This window comes from Kribbella rubisoli (assembly GCF_004217145.1).
Taxonomy (GTDB): Bacteria; Actinomycetota; Actinomycetes; order Propionibacteriales; family Kribbellaceae; genus Kribbella; species Kribbella rubisoli.
Genome location: NZ_SHKR01000018.1, coordinates 339480 through 354918, shown reverse-complemented (window position 1 = coordinate 354918; position 15439 = coordinate 339480). Strand labels below are relative to the sequence as shown.

The following is a 15439-nucleotide window of genomic DNA, read 5'->3' as shown; positions in this document are numbered from 1 at the left end:
ATCGTCACTATCGAGGTATCCTTCAGTCAATTGGCGGCCCTAACCGGGAGCCACCTGCAAAGGTCGCCACCTGTGACCGCGAGGAGATCCTTCGATGAACACCGCCACTACCTCCAGGCTCGCCGAGAGCGCTGCTTCCCTCGACGTACTTCTGGTCGACGCCGCCCTCGGCCCGGTACGCCGCTTCGTCCCCGACATGTCGACGGCGAAGTGGGCGGTCTCTCTCGCGCGCAAGCCGGACATCACCGCGCGGCGCCTCGGCCGGCTGGGCGTCGAGGCCAGGCGCATCCTCACCGGCGCCTCGACGCTCGCGCCGCACCGAGGGGACCGCAGGTTCACCGATGTCGCCTGGACCGAGAACCCGTTGCTGAAGCGGCTGCTCCAGCTCTACCTGGCCAGCGGGCAGACCGTCGACCAGCTGGTGATCGACGCCGACCTCGACCCACGCGACCGCAAGCGCGTGCGGTTCTTCCTCGAGAACGTCATCCAGGCGACCGCTCCCAGCAACGTACCGCTGGTCAACCCGGCCTCGGCCAAGGCCGTCATAGACACTGCCGGGCTGAGCCTGGTGCGCGGGGGCAAGCAGCTGGTGACGGACCTGGCCTCGGCCCCCCGCGTGCCGGAGATGGTCGACGGCAGCGGCTTCGTCGTGGGCGACAACATCGCCGCGACGCCAGGCGAGGTCGTCTTTCGCAACGAGGTGCTGGAGCTGATCCAGTACGCGCCGCAGACCGACGAGGTCTCCGAGGTGCCGACGCTGGTGATCCCGCCCACGATCAACAAGTTCTACGCGCTCGACCTCGCCCCGGAGCGGAGCCTCGTGGAGTTCGGCATCCGGCAGGGCAGGCAGATGTTCGTTGTCTCCTGGCGTAACCCGGACTCGCGGCACGCCTCCTGGAACTTCGACACCTATGTTCGTGCCATCCTGGACGCTCTCGACGCCGTTGAGGAGATCACGGGCAGCGCGCGGACGGTGCTCGGTGGAGTGTGCTCCGGCGGCATCCTCGCGAGCATGGCAGCGGCCTACCTCGCCGGTATCGGCCGGCAGGACCGGCTGGCCGCGCTCTGCCTGGCAGTTACAGTCATCGACAACCACGATGCCGGGACTGTGTCTGCCCTCGTCGACGAGAGGTTGGCGGGCCGGGCCAAGGCGAAGTCGGCGCGCAAGGGATACCTCGACGGCCGGGCGCTGGCCGAGGTGTTCGCGTGGCTCCGGCCCGGCGACCTGGTCTGGACCTACTGGGTCAACAACTACCTGCTCGGCAAGCGACCACCGGCGTTCGACATCCTGTTCTGGAACTCCGACACCACCCGGATGACCACCGCACTCCACGCCGACTTCATCGACCTGGCGATGGAGAACTCGCTGACCCGGCCCGGCGCCCTCACCGTCCTGGGCGTGCCGATCGACCTCGGCAAGATCACGGTCGACTCCTACGTGGTGGCGGCCATCGCCGACCACATCACCCCGTGGGAGAACTGCTACCGCAGCGCCCAGCTCCTCGGCGGCACGACCCGATTCGTGCTGTCCACCAGTGGTCACATCGCTGCCCTGGTCAACCCGCCCGGCAACCCCAAGGCGTCCTTCCACACCAACGACGATCTGACCTCCGACGCCAAGGTCTGGCTCGAGGGCTCCGACGTCCACCGAGACACCTGGTGGACCGACCTCGGTCTGTGGCTCGACGAACGCTGGGGCGCGCAGCGTCCGGCACCCAAGGCGCTCGGGTCGCACCGCCAGGGCGTGCTCGCGGAGGCGCCCGGCACCTACGTTTTCGACAAGTGACCAGGTTCCTCCGGGTCCGTGTCCTCGGCCACGACGTCCGGGTGGCCGTCCGGCCGGGCACGGCACCGGGGCCGCCGCTGGTGCTCTGCAACGGCATCGGGGCCAGCCTCGACCTGCTCCAGCCGTTCGTCGACGAGGTCGACCCGCGGATCGAGGTGGTCCGGTTCGACGTACCGGGTGTGGGTGGTTCCCCGATGCCGAAGGTGCCGTACAACTTCGCGATGCTGGCCTGCCTCGTCGGGACGCTGGTCGACCGGCTCGGCTACGACCGGTTCGACGCGCTCGGCATCTCGTGGGGCGGCGGCCTGGCCCAACAGGTGGCGTTGCAGTACCCGCGTCGCTGCCGACGACTGGTGCTGGTCAGCACCGGGACCGGCATGCTGATGGTCCCGGCCCGCCTCAGCGTGCTTAGCAAGATGCTCACCCCGCGGCGCTACCGCGACCCGGCATACGCCAAGGCCGTCGCGCCGGTGCTGTACGGCGGCCGGATGCGGCGGCAGCCCGACCAGGTGAGGCACGTGGTCTACGAGCAGGAGCGCCTCGGGTCCAGGACCGGGTACTCCCTCCAGCTCCTCGCCGGGATCGGCTGGTCCAGCCTCCCCGCTCTGCCACTCATCCGGCAGCCCACCCTCGTCCTCGCCGGGAACGACGACCCGATGATCCCGCTGGTGAACGCGCGGATCATGCGGGCGTTGCTGCCCAACGCCACACTGCACGTGTTCGACGACGGCCACCTCGGCCTGCTTACCGCCGCCGACGAGCTCGGCCCGCTCGTCTCGCGGTTTCTGACCGCCCCCAGAGCCGATGGCATCTCATCGAGCCACTGACGGCTCGCTGCCCGCTCTCCCGAGGTCCGTTCGCTCGGCGAACACAGGATCGCGACTTCTTCTGGCCGTCGACGTAGGCGCATCGAGCTGTCCGTCGAGCTACGTCTTCACCAATGGATGCGACACCTCGGTGCTGCGTGAGCGCAGTCATTCACCGAGCGCCTTGCCTGCGCGTCCAGCCGCAGCGTCGAGGTGGCGCCGGCCCCGAGGAGTCCCCGGATGACGAAGTTCACCGCGCCCAGGTTGGGCAGTTCGCAGCGCGAGATTGCCAACTCACGCGTTTCCGGAAGGAGCTGGGCGGAGCTCGTCGATGGTGAGGGTCGACTTGAGCCAGACCCAGGCCTCACAGTCGCATACCCCACAAGCCGAGATTCGCGTCGCCGCCCTTGTCGCCGGAGCATGCACGATCTGTCCGAGTGAGGCGACGACCAGTTCATCGGCGGTCCATGGCGCCGGGACCGATGACGCGGGCGACGGTTCGGTCTGCCGGGTGGTCGTAGCCGTCCATGCGGGCAGGGTGCAGCAGCAGCGTGAACGGATGGTCCGCTCGACCAGAGTGCCGGTCGCGGACGAGCAGCTAACTGAGGATTTCGTCATGTCTTCGCCATGGCAGCTTGACCAGATTGCAGTACTGACGATATCGTCAGTACTGCAGAAACATTACAAGAGGCTCTCATTGGGCCCGAATCTAACGAAGGTGGTAGCTCATGACGCAACACACGAACTTCTCCACGCGGCTGGACGATCTGCAGAAGCGGGTTCAGACGGCGAAGTCGGCGGTGCAGACGGCCGCGACCGAGTCCGAAGCGCAACTCAAGGAGCGGATCGACCGGGCTCAGTCCAACCTGGACCAGTCAGCCCAGAACGCACGGCAGGAGACCTCGCAGGCCGCCGACAGCGCTCGGGCGAAGTGGGCGCAGGTAAAGGCCGACGCCGCGGCAAAGATGAGCGACGTCAAGGCAAACATGGACAAGCGGACCCGTCACATGGACGCCAAGCTCGCCGCGAACGACGCCGACTGGGCAGAAGCTGACGCGGCCGAAGCCCTCGATTTCGCCGACTGGGCGGTCGACAACGCGCAGCTGGTCATCCTCGATTCCATCCACGCCCGCGCCCACGCCGACAAGCTCGCCAAAGCCGCAGACAACTCGTAGTCCCCCAATCGGACCGGTGGCCACGAAGCCCCAGTTCTCCTTACAGCCCTCGCGCCGCGCCGGGCAGGAATGGCTGACTCCCTGCCCGGGCGGCATCACCCAAAGGAAGTTTGCAATGACTAATGACCTGAAGACCCCCGACCCGGTGCCCGACACGATGCAGGCCGGCGCCCAGGACGCGTCGGCGGTCAATGTGCACGACCTCGCCTGGCTGGAGTTCGAGAAGCCGGATCTGGACCTGGACGAGGTCGACCAAGCAGCAGGCAAGGCTGTCGTCGACGCACTCACCATTCCGCGGAAGTCGGAGATCCAGCTATGACTACCCCACTCCTTGTTTGCTTGGCCGCGCTCATCGCTGTCGCCTTTGCGGTGCTGGGCGCAAGCAAGATCCGAGCCGTCGCGTCGATGCAGGCCCGGGCCGCGCACGTCGGGTTCAGTGTCGGTGCCTACCAGCGCATCGGGGTCCTGGAGGTCGCGGGTGCCGCAGGAGTCCTGATCGGCCTCGCGATACCCCCGCTCGGCCTGCTCGCCGCGGCGGGTTTGCTGCTCCTCATGGTTGGAGCCCTCGGCGCGCACCTGCGCCAGCACGACGGCGTAGCCGAGATGGCGCCAGCGCTCGTCGTCATCGTGCTGCTCGTGGCCTATCTTTGGCTCGCCTTCGGCAAGATCTGACGAAGAGGCCGACATGACCAACCTCAGCCAGAACCTCACCGAGTCCGCCTCGATGTACCCGGACCACCCGGCCGTCCGGATGGATGACCACGTGCTGACGTACGCGGCTCTGGACGACGCCGCGTCCCGAATGGTCACGCTGCTGCGCGGCAGCGGCCTGGAGCCTGGCGACCGTGTCGGGCTGATGCTTCCCAACGTGCAGTTCGCGATCTCGTACTACGGCATCCTCCGTGCCGGCGGTGTCGTCGTGCCGATGAACCCGCTGCTTGGGAAGCGCGAGGTGGAGTACTACCTCCGCGACTCCGCCGCCAAACTGCTGATTGCCTGGCATGACTGTGCCGCCGAGGCGGAGGCAGGTGCGAAGGCCGCAGGCCCCGACTGCCTGGCGGTCGCGCCGGGGGACTGGGACTTCCAAGCCGCGCTGGCGGCGACCCCGCCCGCGACCGACCCCGTCAGCCGGTCCGACGACGACATCGCGGTGATCCTCTATACCCCCGGCACCACGAGCAAGCCGAAGGGCGCCGAGCTCACGCACGGCTGCCTGAACCGCAATCAGGCGGTGACCGCACGGGCCCTGATCAACGCCGCCAGGGTCCTCAGCGGCGAGCGGATAGGGACACGATCCACGCCACCCGCTCTGCTGCCGCGCTTGCCGACACCGACGTCTCGCAGGCCAGTCCCGGTGAAGCTGAGACGGCCGGCCGCGCCCCCGCCAGATCTCGGGTTGACAACCAACACCGGCCGTTGCGGAAGATCCGAGGACCGCCAGCCAGGACCCAACAGCTCCGACACCATCCACCACAGTCTCGCGCAACGTCGGTAAGCGTGCCAGTCGCAAATCACCTGCCATCGATGACGGTATCCCGGCCCCACTTCCACGCCGAAGACGGCGTAACCAGTGGTGCAGTGCAACGCTCAGCCCACCACACCGTCAAAGATCTCGCCGCCGACATTCGCAGCTGGGCCGAGACCTGAAACCCCAAAACGCTCACCTGGCACAAGTCCGCGGCCGTAATGAGAAGGTCGTCGGTTCAATTCCGACAGGCGGCTCCACCTCTGACCTGCGGAAACGCAGGTCAGACCCCCCCTCCAGGCAAGGTCCGTGGAGCCATTCGTGGATCCAATGCCCTCTACGATGCGGCTTGTGCAGAAGAAGACCAGCCCGAAGAAGCGCCAAACGGGAGGGATTCACGCGCTGCCGTCCGGCTCCCTCCGCGTCCGCGTGTACGCCGGCATCGACCCTGTCAAGAAGAAGAAGCGGTACTTGGAGGAGAGGGTCCCGGCCGGGCCGGACGCCTGGGATAAGGCTGAGGCGCTGCGGGCAGAGTTCGTCGCCGAGGTCTACCAGCGGCGTCACCCCAGACGGCCTTCGACCTGCCGGTGGCGGTCACCGCCTCGCGCACGGTCTGAGTCGCCCAGTCGGGGCGCCGGGTCACCGCGACGCTCGTGATATTCACGATGGCACCGTCGTTACGCAAGTGGCGAGCCGCCTCCCGATTGACGAGGCAGGCCGCCAGAGCGTGGCTCCGACAAAGGGCCTCGAACCCATCGAGTTCGACCTCAGCCAACGCGCACGTCGGAGGACGACTGCCGATGACGGCCTGGACGACGGCGTCGAGGCTACCGCACGTCTCTATGGTCTCGAAGAACAGGCGCTCGACGTCCAGCTCATCGGTCACATCGGCGCGTACGGCCTCGGCCGCTCTCCCCGCCGGCCAAGATCGTCTCGACGGTCGACTCGGCCTGTCGCTGGTCGTGGGCGTAGTTGACGATCACTGACCACCCTTCGCGCGCCAGTCGGCAGGCAGTGGCTCGACCGATCCCGCGCGTGGCCCCTGCGACGATCGCCACCCGGCTCGCAGGTGAGCCTCCGGTCGACGTGGTCATGCTCGGCAGTCTGCGGCGAGCGCCAAGTCGTCGCAGCAGGGAGTTCCCGTGCCGTGCCACTGGTTCTAGGGTGACAAAATGGCAGCTGTCCGGGAGCCATTCAGAGGGCGGACGAGGGAGCGTCACCAGCTGGACCGTCTACTGGACGGCGTGCGCGGTGGCGATAGCGCTGTGCTCGTGATCCGGGGCGAGCCCGGCATCGGCAAGACTGCGCTGCTGCACTACTGCCTGCGCCAGGCAGCCGGCTACCGGACCGCCCGGATCACCGGCGTCGAGTCTGAGCTGGAGCTACCGTTCGCGGCGCTCCACCAGCTCTGCCGGCCGATGCTCAGCGACCTGTCGATGCTGCCGGAACCGCAGGCGAACGCATTGCGAGTGGCGTTCGGATTCTCGGCGGGCAGCACGCCGGACCGCTTCGTGGTGGGCCTGGCCGTGTTGACCCTACTGACCGAAGCGGCTGGGTCACGTCCGCTGGTCTGCGTGGTCGACGATGCCCAGTGGCTCGACGAGCCCACTGCCCAGGTCCTGGGATTCGTCGCCCGACGCCTGCTGGCCGAGCCGATCCTGATGCTCTTCGCGGTCCGCGAAGCTGGCGACAGTCACCTGTTCCCCGGGCTTCCTGAGTTGACCCTCGAAGGGCTCACCGGCGAGGACGCCAGTGTGTTGCTCAGCGCCACCGTTCCGGGGCACCTCGACGACCGGGTCCGCGACCGGATCATCGCCGAGACGCGCGGTAACCCTCTGGGCCTGCTGGAGCTGCCGCGAGGCATGAATGCGAGCGAGCTGGCCGGAGGCTATGCCCTTCCATCTTCGAAACCGTTGTCCGGTCAGCTACACGACAGCTACGTGCGACGAGTGAGGGCCCTGCCCGGGCCGACGCAGCAGCTGATGCTGCTTGCCGCCGCCGACCCCACCGGCGATGCCACGCTTCTGTGGCGCGCTGCGAAGGCGCTGTACGTGGGTCGGGAAGCGGCCGCGCCGGCCGACCGCGAGCAACTGCTCGAGATCGGTTCGCAGGTCCATTTCCGACACCCGTTGGTGCGCTCGGCGGCCTACGCCGCGGCCTCGGCCGAAGACCGGGGAACCGCGCACCTCGCTCTGGCGACAGCGACCGACGCCGAGCGAGACCCTGAGCGCAGGATTTGGCACCTCGCGGTCGCGGCCACCGGACCCGACGAAGGGGTCGCGGCCGAGCTCGAGCGAACCGCGACTGCTGCGCAGGCACGAGCCGGGCTGGCCGGCACCGCGACGTTCCTCGAGAGGGCGTTCGTGCTGACCGCCGACCCGACCCGGCGCGTCGACCGGGGCATGGCCGCCGCCACAGCGAGCCTGCAGGCAGGCGACCTGGACCGGGCGCGCTCTCTGGTTGCTGAGTCCGCCGCCGGGAAACTCGACGCCCTGCAGCAGGCTCGCGTCGAGCAGCTCACCGGCCAGATCGAGGCAGCCTCCCGGCCCGGCGGCGAGGTACCGCTGCGGCTGCTGGAGGCAGCACGACGGCTCGAACCGCTCGACGTCGGGCTCGCGCGTGAGACTTATCTGCAGGCTTGGTGGGCAGCCCTCCTTGCCGGCCGGTTCGCAACCCCGGGTGGCGACCTGCTGGAGGTCAGCCGAGCGGCCCGCGCTGCGCCGCGGCCTGACGCCGCGCGGCCGTGCGACCTCATGCTCGACGGGTTGGCGACGATGATCACCGAGGGGCGACAGGCGGCTGCTCCAACGCTTAACACGGTGATCGACCTCTATATGGCAGACCAAGTGTCCGATGACGACTGGATCCGGTTCGGCCGGGGCGCGACGTGCTCCGCGATCGCCCTATTCGACTTCCCCCGATACCAGGCACTAAGCGACCGGCAGGTCGCACGGGTCCGCGAGTCCGGCGCGTTGGCTCAGCTTGCTCTATCCCTCAACCTGCACTCCAACGTCGTCGCGTGGCGCGGTGACCTGGCGGTGGGGGAAGCAGTCGTCGCCGAGCTGCGCTCCGTAAAGGATGTGACCGGCATTCGGATGGGTTCGTACGGCGGTCGGCTGATAGCCGCTTATCGGGGCCATCCGGACGAGCTCGCCGCGATCGACGACGAGCTCGCGGCACCCGATGACGGGTTTGCCGCGGACGAGGTCCGTTACGCCGCAGCCTTGTTGAACAACGGGCTGTGCCGGTACGCCGAGGCCGTCGACGCCGCTCGCGACGCGACCCCTGTCTGGTCGTTCATGCAGCCGTTCGTACTCAGCGAGCTGATCGAGGGTGCCGTCCGGATTGGGCATTCCGACCTGGCGTGCCAGGCGCTGGACGAACTGACGACGTTGGTCCTTCCAGGAGCGGACTGGGTGGTTGGGCTAGAGGCACGCGGCCGCGCCCTAGTGAGCGAAGGTGAGGAGGCTGGGCGCTGCTACGCCGAGGCGATCGCATGTCTGAGCCGGACGCCGGTGCGGATCGAGCTCGCGCGGGCTCACCTGCTGTATGGCGAGTGGCTGCGGCGCGACCACCAGCGCATCGCCGCACGAGACCAGCTCCGCCGTGCCTACGAGCTTTTCATCGCCACGGGCGCCGACGCTTTCGCCGAGCGCGCCCGCACAGAGTTGCTGGCCACGGGGGAGACTGTGCGTCGGCGCGACGTCACGACCCAGCACGATCTGACCCCGCAGGAGATGCACATCGCCCGACTCGCCCGAGACGGGCACTCCAACCCCGAGATCGGGGCCGAGCTGTTCATCAGTCCGCGCACCGTCGAATGGCACCTGCGCAAGGTCTTCGCGAAGCTTGGCGTCACCTCGCGCGGCGCCCTGAGAGAAGCCCTGCATACCGGGCGGGGCGCCGACGGCTCCGCAGCTTCGTTTCAAACAATCAGCAACTGAAACGGTGCACGCCGACACCGAGTTGCATAAGGTCCCGCCAACTACGGGTCCGCATCCTGTCCTAGGAGGAGTCCGAGCGGCTGCTCGCCGAGATGCCGCACCGGCTCCGCGCTCTCGTTGTTCGTCGGCATCGGCGAGGTGTGCAGGTACCTCTGGGTGGTCTGGATCTGGGCGTGCCCTAGGCGATCCATTTCAGACGTGAGATCTGCGCCCCGGCCAGCAGCCATGAGGCATGAGGGTGGCGGGTCATGCACTCGTACCCGGAAGTCGATCCGTGAACAGAGTCGGCCACTGAGTTAGGGCTGGGCCCGGTGCCTGACTCTGGTGGTTTCGTGGCTCGACGCTCGCGGCGCGGCTCAAGAGTGACTCGATTGGATTCCGTAGACACTGCATCGGCCCTGTCGCGGTCAGCCGTCGACGAGTTGCTGTCCACCGTCGACGTCGAATGTCGCGCCGGTGACGGCGATGTTTGTCATGAGTCTGTCGTAGGACAGCTCCGTCTCGCGACCCACGGTGTCGACCGTGAGCCGCCGATCATCGACGTCGAGGTCGGTGACCTCGCCGAGCACCACCCGCGTGTTGCGCTGATGGCGCAGGACGTTGCGGATCGGCGGAGCGATGTCGCCTTCGGAGAGCACGCCGGTGGCCACCTGGTAGAGCAGCGGCTGGAAGAGGTGGTGGTTGGTGCGGTCCACCACTACCACCTCGACCGGTGCCCGGCGCAGCGCCTTCGCGGCGAACAACCCCGCGAACCCGTGGCCGACGATGACGACGCGGTGCATGCCTCACACCGCCGCAGCCTTGGCCGCCGCCGGGATGTCGGCCTGCAGCGTCCTGATGTACTCGTCGTAGTCGCGCGCCTTGATGGCGAACTTCTCGAGCACCCACGGGTGCGTCGAGATCATGAAGTGTTCCTCGGCGAGCCCGTCCACCACGATCCCGGCGAGCTCTTCCGTGCTGATCGCGCCCCGGCCCTCCGGGGTGTCCTCCTTCCCCGCGAGGATCGCCGTGGCAACCGCCGCTGGGCACAGCACACTGACGCCGATGCCGCGATCCCCGTACACGACCGCGAGCCACTCGGAGAACCCGACCGCCGCGTGCTTGGTCACCGTGTACGAGACCGTGTCGGGGATCACCAGCAGGCCGCCCGCTGACGCCACGTTGAGCATGTAGCCGCTGCCCTGCTCGAGCATGTGCGGGATGGCGTGCTTGGCCGCGTGGACCTCGGCCATCAGGTTGATGTCGATGATCTTGCGCCACCCCTCGATGGGGGTGTCGATGCCTCCGTCGACGGCGATCCCGGCGTTGGACACGAACAGGTCCACCTGCCCGAAGCGGTCCACTGCGGCCGACACGAGGTTCGCGATGTCCTCCTCCCGGCTCACGTCGGCCGCGACGGGCAACGCGTCGATCTTGCCTGCCTCGCGCTCGCAGGCCTCCTGCTTGAGGTCCGACAGCACGACGTGTGCGCCCTCCTGGGCGAACCGCGTGCACAACCCCAGGCCGATGCCCTGGGCGCCGCCGGTCACGACCGCCACCTTGTCCTTGAGTTGCATGATGGGTCCTTTCGGCCTCGGGGTTGGTCCTACGTTTCGCGATCTCCATCAGGCTCCGCGTCCTGCCCCTCCTTCGCGCCCGTGACCTCCCGGGCGGGGTCCCTGGTCCCCGGGTTCACGCGCGAAGCCCGCCATCAGCTCGCCCCGAGGGCCGCCGCGTACTCCGCCGGCGCCTCTTCCCGGACGAAGTGGCCCGCGTCGATGACCACGAAATGGCTCGTGGGCAGCCGCTCGTCGAGGAACTGCGCGTTCGCGAGCGGGACGACGCGGTCCCGGACACCCTCGATGATCGTGACCAGCGTCGAGATCTGGGGCAGCAGCTCGGCCAGCACCGGCAGCTCCTGGGGGTAGCAGCGGACGTAGCGCATCGGCTCCGCGAACGGTCCCGGCGTAGCAGTCCAGGTAGTCGGCGCGAATGTCCTCGGGCAGGCCACCCTCGATCGTGTCGAGGGCCGCGCCCACGACCTCGCCCGCGTCCATCTGGCGGTACTTCTCGAAGTCGGGGTCGAGCACCCAGGGCGCGAGCGGCTCACCGAGCTGGATCGGTACCGCGGCTCCGCCGGTGCCCCGCGATCACGGTCGAGAACAGATCGGGGTGCGCCGCCGGTGCGAACAGCGCGGCCGAGGTTCCGACGTCCGGGGCGACGATGTGGGGGCTCGGCAGAGCGGCCTCGGCGACGAGGCGAGCCAGGAACTTCCCCATGGCCCGCGGGGACAGAAGGTCCTCGCGGCGTTCGGATCCGCCGAACCCGGGCGGGTCGACGGCGAACACCCGGGTGTGGTCGGTCAGGTTCTCCCAGATCGGCGCAAACGCGTACAGGCTCTCGGGCCAGGGACTCGTGCACAGGACTGTCTGGTCTGACCAGCCGCCGCTGTCGGCGTATCGGAGTCTCAGCCCGTCGATGGTCTGGAACTGCGGCTTGATCCCTGCCTGGAGGGAGGTATTCACGCGGACACCCGCGTCGGGGACAGGAAGCCGGTGAGCGCCTCAAGCATCTGATCGGGGCCTGCTCGGCGATCCAGTGACCGGTGTCGAAGATGCGGCTCTGGACGTCATCGGCGATGAGCTCCATCGTGTCTTCGACCAGGCTGCCGCTGCTCTCCGCGCCGGCGAGCGCCAGGACCGGCATCGTCAGCCGCGTGTTCGCGCGCTGCTCGTTCTGGGCCGCGCTGGCGTTCAACCCGCGGTACATCTGGAAGCTCCCGCGCAGGTGCTCGGGGCTGGTCTCGAGCGTGTCGACGTAGTACCGGACGGCGTCGTCGGGGAGCTTCTCCTTCCCGGCCGCCGCGGAAAACTCGGCCCCGAAGAATCGGCCCCGAAGAAGATGTCCTCCCGCCCGGTGACGAGCTGCTCGTTCACGGTGTCCTGCTGGTTGAACGGGATGTGCCAGAGCCGGGCCTTGACCTGGTCGGGCAGGAACAGCGGCGGGGGGCGACACGCCGGGGATCGGCGCCTCGCCCACCACCAGGTGGTCGACCCGGTCGGGGTGGTCCGCGGCCACGGCGTAGGCGATCAGGAGTCCCGTGTCGCAGCCGACGACGGCAAACCGCTCGTGACCGAGCGCGTCCATCGCCGCGACCATGTCGTTGGCCAGCGTGGCGGTGTCGTAGCCGTCCTCGGGCTTGTCGGACAACCCGATCCCGCGCTGGTCGACCGCCACCACCTGGAAGTCCCGCGGCAGGGAGGGCATCCCCTGGCCTCCCCCCGGTCCGTGATCGCACCAGGGCATGGACCAGGGGCTCCACGGGCGCGACGGAGCTCCGGGCAGGCGAACGTCGGCCCATGGCCCCGCGAGGAGCCGGGATGTCCATCCGATCCAAGATAGCGACGTCCTCGGGTGCCTGCTTGATGGTGACGTCCGGGATGAGGGTGCCGGTCAGGAACCCCAGCGTGCCCTTCACGAACACGGGGAACCCGCAGGCGTCGGTGAGTAGTCGACTCGCGCGGTCGGCCTCATGCCGAGAGTTGCGCAGGTAGTCGGTCCGGTGGCCGTCTACCCGGATCTGGTGCTTGCCGACCCAGACGCTCTTGCCCGGGTGGGTCTTGGTGTTCAGCGTCCACACCCCGCCAGGGCCGATGACGACGTGGTCGATGTCGGAGCCGCGGTCGCAACCTGTTGCTGTGCAACGGATTCCGACGTCCCTCAGCGCGAAGGAGGCGGCGCCGTCGACGACCGGACGATCAGGGTGGTGGCGAGCTCGACGCGGGTCGAGTCGAGAGGCTTCCCGGCCATCAACGAGGCCAGCATCTGCGTGTTCACCCGGCCCATCTCGGCCAGCGGTTGCCGCATCGTGGTCAGCGGCGGCGAGGCCCAGCGGGACATCGGCAGGTCGTCGAACCCGACGACGCTGAGGTCGCGCGGCACGTCGATGCCGGCGACGCGAGCCGCCTCGACCACGCCGAAGGCCTGCTCGTCGCTGCCGGCGAAGACAGCGGTCGGCGGATCGGGGAGCGCGAGCAGGTGCCGGGCCCGCTCGTACCCGCCGATGTGGTGGAAGTCGCCGTACCCGATCAGCTCCGGGTCGATGGGGACTCCCGCGGCGTCGAGAGCCGCGCGGTAGCCGTCGATCCGGGCCCGGCTGCAGAGCAGGTGCTGGGGACCGCCGATCACGGCGATCCGGCGGTGTCCCTGTTCCTGCAGGTGTCGGGTGGCGGCGAGCCCGCCCGACCAGGTGATCGCGCCGACGCTGGGGACCTCGGGGTCGGGCAGGTCCAGGTGGGACCGGCGCGCGCCACCCCGCGACGCCGCGCTGGCGGCACTATGCACGTGACTGGGCATCCCAGACCAGGGCGATGCACGTGACTGGGCATCCCAGACCAGGGCATCCCCCTGGCGCGATGTGCCGAGGAGGGCAAGCACGCTCTGGGTACAACCGAGCCCGGGAGGTTCCTATGCTGCCGAAGTTGATTGGGCTTGCCCATCGGCCTCGCTTCGCGGTCGCCGTGATTCCGGTGGCCGCGGCGCTGGCCGTCGTGCTGTCTATGCCAACGGCCGGATTGGCCGCTGCCTCGCGATCGGCCTCGGGCGCGCCGGCCGCACCGCGCTCGTGCGCCAGCCTGACCGCGCTGTCACTACCGAACACGACCATCACCAGCGCCGCCGACGCGCCCGCGGAAACGCTTCAGCCACCCATTCCGGGCCTGGGCCTCCCCCCGATGCCGATCGTCGCGGCGTGCCGCGTCCATGCCATCGTCACGACTCCTGGAGCGAACGATCAGATCGGCGTCGACGTCTGGATGCCCATCAGCGGCTGGAATGGCCGCTTCCAGGGCGTCGGTGGGAGCGCGTTCCTCGCCGGTCACCCTTACTTCATGGCGGGTGCCGTGGACGCCGGATACGCCGCGGCCGTCACCGATGCGGGCAACAAGTCCGGCAACCCCTTCGACGGTTCGTTCGCGCTCGACAGCACGCGCCAGCTCAACTGGACGCTGATCAAGGACTTCGCTTACCGCGGCGTCCATGACCTGGCCGTTGTGGGCAAGGCGGTGACCGCTGCCTACTACGGATCCATGGCGGCGTTCTCCTATTGGAACGGTTGCTCCACGGGCGGCCGCCAGGGCCTCGCGGAGGCGCAGCGCTATCCGTCGGACTTCGACGGGATCCTTGCTGGCGCGCCGGCGATCAACTGGCAGAAGTACGTCCCGGCCTCGCTCTGGCCGCAGCTGGTCATGCTGCAGTCTGGCGACTTCCTGCCGCAGTGCAAGTTCGCTGCGTTCCAGACCGCGGCTATCCAGGCGTGTGACTCGCTTGGGGACAGGGTCGTGGACGGCGTGATCGGCGATCCGGCCGCCTGCAGGTTCGACCCTCGATCGCTGATCGGGATCAGTACGCCTTGCGGGACGATCACCGCGACCGATGCGCGGGTTGTCGCGAAGATCTGGCAAGGAGCGCGGAGCACCACCGGGAAATTCCTGTGGTACGGGCTCGAACCCGGTGCGAGCTTCGCCGGCATCGGCAACACGGTCACCGCGAATGGCCAGACGATCGGCGCACCGTTCCCGCTCGTCCTGGAGTATCTCGGGACATGGGTCCAGCAGAATCCGCCCGTCCCGCGGGGCACCTGGGATTGGACGACCACGACGCACGCCCGCTTCGACCAGTTGTTCCGGCAGTCGGTCGACCTGTTCGGGGACGTGATGGGTACGGACAACCCTGATCTTCGTGGCCTCAAGAAGGCGGGCGGAAAGCTCCTCGTCTACCACGGGCTGGCCGACCAGTTGATCTTCACGGAGGGAACGGTCAATTACTACCAGCGCGTGCAGCGGTTGATTGGCGACCAGAAGGCTACGGCCGACTTCGCGCGAGTGTTCCTCGCGCCAGGCATGGCCCACTGCGGTGGCGGACCAGGGGCACAGCCGGCCAACGCGCTGAGCAAGCTCGTGGATTGGGTCGAGAACGGCAGGGCACCGAAGTCTCTCGATGGTGTCATTCGTGATCCGAGCACGGGCGCCGTCGTGGCGACACGGCCGATCTGCATGTACCCGAAGGTGGCCGCCTATACCGGGCAAGGTCCGACGACCGAGGCGTCGAGCTTCGCGTGCCGATAGCCCTGGACGATAACCGGAAAGACCAATCAGGGGCTCGGGGAGCCGTACCGGCTTCCCGAGCCGCTCCACCGCTCGACCGAGGGGATGCAAGACTGCTTCCCCATTCTCGGGAATGCGGACAGCTGACAGTCTGGGAGCCACGGGTGGGGGCCACGAGC

Annotated in this window: 16 protein-coding genes and 3 pseudogenes; 8 read left to right on the top strand and 11 right to left on the bottom strand. The window is 68.4% G+C overall.

All coding sequences use genetic code 11. From position 1 onward, the window contains the following. Positions 1–94: 94 nt before the first annotated feature. Together EV645_RS39775 and phaZ are read left to right on the top strand one after the other, a co-directional pair. Positions 95–1786, top strand: coding sequence for a PHA/PHB synthase family protein (locus tag EV645_RS39775; protein WP_130450097.1), 1692 nt, complete (start codon positions 95–97; stop codon positions 1784–1786). Then, a complete protein-coding gene (gene phaZ, locus EV645_RS39770) occupies positions 1783–2613 on the top strand; it encodes a poly(3-hydroxyalkanoate) depolymerase (RefSeq protein WP_130450095.1) in 831 nt (276 codons plus the stop codon). The genes EV645_RS39775 and phaZ overlap by 4 nt, the downstream gene beginning before the upstream one ends. Before the next feature lie 107 nt (positions 2614–2720). Here the strand turns inward: phaZ and EV645_RS43530 are convergent, their stop codons facing one another. Then, the gene (locus EV645_RS43530; protein WP_422386674.1) at positions 2721–3014 is read right to left on the bottom strand and encodes an AtuA-related protein; all 294 of its coding nucleotides are present in this window, start codon (positions 3012–3014) and stop codon (positions 2721–2723) included. A 306-nt stretch (positions 3015–3320) separates the two neighbouring features. On the opposite strand from EV645_RS43530, the gene EV645_RS39760 reads away from it, so the two are divergent. The 4 genes from EV645_RS39760 to EV645_RS39745 all read left to right on the top strand — a co-directional run bounded on the left by EV645_RS39760 (position 3321) and on the right by EV645_RS39745 (position 5262). Next, positions 3321–3767, top strand: a complete 447-nt coding sequence (locus tag EV645_RS39760; RefSeq protein ID WP_130450093.1) for a hypothetical protein — start codon at positions 3321–3323, stop codon at positions 3765–3767. Between the two features lie 115 nt (positions 3768–3882). Further along, entirely contained in the window at positions 3883–4086 is a 204-nt protein-coding gene (locus tag EV645_RS39755) for a hypothetical protein (protein ID WP_130450091.1), read from the top strand. Further along, on the top strand, positions 4083–4439 hold the full coding sequence (locus EV645_RS39750; protein ID WP_130450089.1) for a DoxX family protein: 357 nt from the start codon (positions 4083–4085) through the stop codon (positions 4437–4439). Before EV645_RS39755 ends, EV645_RS39750 begins: the two co-directional genes overlap by 4 nt. A gap of 13 nt (positions 4440–4452) precedes the next feature. Continuing rightward, positions 4453–5262: an AMP-binding protein gene (locus EV645_RS39745; protein WP_130450087.1), complete on the top strand. Its 810-nt coding sequence runs from the start codon at positions 4453–4455 to the stop codon at positions 5260–5262. A gap of 421 nt (positions 5263–5683) precedes the next feature. On the opposite strand, the pseudogene EV645_RS43525 reads toward EV645_RS39745, so the two are convergent. Together EV645_RS43525 and EV645_RS43520 are read right to left on the bottom strand one after the other, a co-directional pair. Continuing rightward, positions 5684–6136 (bottom strand): annotated as a pseudogene (locus EV645_RS43525) (SDR family oxidoreductase); the annotation flags it as partial. Beyond that, complete coding sequence (locus tag EV645_RS43520) at positions 6108–6326, bottom strand: SDR family NAD(P)-dependent oxidoreductase (protein ID WP_130450083.1); 219 nt, start codon at positions 6324–6326, stop codon at positions 6108–6110. The pseudogene EV645_RS43525 and the gene EV645_RS43520, both read right to left, overlap by 29 nt. Positions 6327–6404: 78 nt before the next feature. Here EV645_RS43520 and EV645_RS39725 point away from each other — a divergent pair, with 78 nt between their 5' ends. Further along, positions 6405–9176, top strand: coding sequence for a helix-turn-helix transcriptional regulator (locus tag EV645_RS39725; protein WP_130450081.1), 2772 nt, complete (start codon positions 6405–6407; stop codon positions 9174–9176). A gap of 41 nt (positions 9177–9217) precedes the next feature. Here EV645_RS39725 and EV645_RS42490 read toward each other — a convergent pair whose 3' ends face one another. From EV645_RS42490 to EV645_RS39695, 8 genes and pseudogenes are all read right to left on the bottom strand, one after another. Next, on the bottom strand, positions 9218–9403 hold the full coding sequence (locus EV645_RS42490) for a hypothetical protein (RefSeq protein ID WP_198682167.1): 186 nt from the start codon (positions 9401–9403) through the stop codon (positions 9218–9220). A gap of 180 nt (positions 9404–9583) precedes the next feature. Continuing rightward, positions 9584–9958 (bottom strand): FAD-dependent oxidoreductase, encoded by a 375-nt coding sequence (locus EV645_RS39715; RefSeq protein ID WP_130450079.1) that lies wholly within the window; start codon positions 9956–9958, stop codon positions 9584–9586. Positions 9959–9961: 3 nt separating this feature from the next. Then, complete coding sequence (locus tag EV645_RS39710; RefSeq protein WP_130450077.1) at positions 9962–10732, bottom strand: SDR family oxidoreductase; 771 nt, start codon at positions 10730–10732, stop codon at positions 9962–9964. 134 nt (positions 10733–10866) lie between these two features. Continuing rightward, positions 10867–11100, bottom strand: a complete 234-nt coding sequence (locus EV645_RS43055; protein ID WP_242000945.1) for an alpha/beta fold hydrolase — start codon at positions 11098–11100, stop codon at positions 10867–10869. A gap of 161 nt (positions 11101–11261) precedes the next feature. After that, positions 11262–11681, bottom strand: a complete 420-nt coding sequence (locus tag EV645_RS43050; RefSeq protein WP_242000944.1) for an alpha/beta fold hydrolase — start codon at positions 11679–11681, stop codon at positions 11262–11264. Positions 11682–11796: 115 nt separating this feature from the next. Next, positions 11797–12423 (bottom strand): annotated as a pseudogene (locus EV645_RS43515) (alpha/beta fold hydrolase); the annotation flags it as partial. 214 nt (positions 12424–12637) lie between these two features. Next, positions 12638–12826, bottom strand: a pseudogene (locus EV645_RS43510) (nuclease-related domain-containing protein); the annotation flags it as partial. Between the two features lie 50 nt (positions 12827–12876). Beyond that, positions 12877–13512: a substrate-binding domain-containing protein gene (locus EV645_RS39695; RefSeq protein ID WP_130450073.1), complete on the bottom strand. Its 636-nt coding sequence runs from the start codon at positions 13510–13512 to the stop codon at positions 12877–12879. Between the two features lie 113 nt (positions 13513–13625). Between EV645_RS39695 and EV645_RS39690 the strand changes: the two genes are divergently transcribed. Beyond that, positions 13626–15281, top strand: coding sequence for a tannase/feruloyl esterase family alpha/beta hydrolase (locus EV645_RS39690; protein WP_157997266.1), 1656 nt, complete (start codon positions 13626–13628; stop codon positions 15279–15281). The last annotated feature ends 158 nt before the right edge of the window (positions 15282–15439 follow it).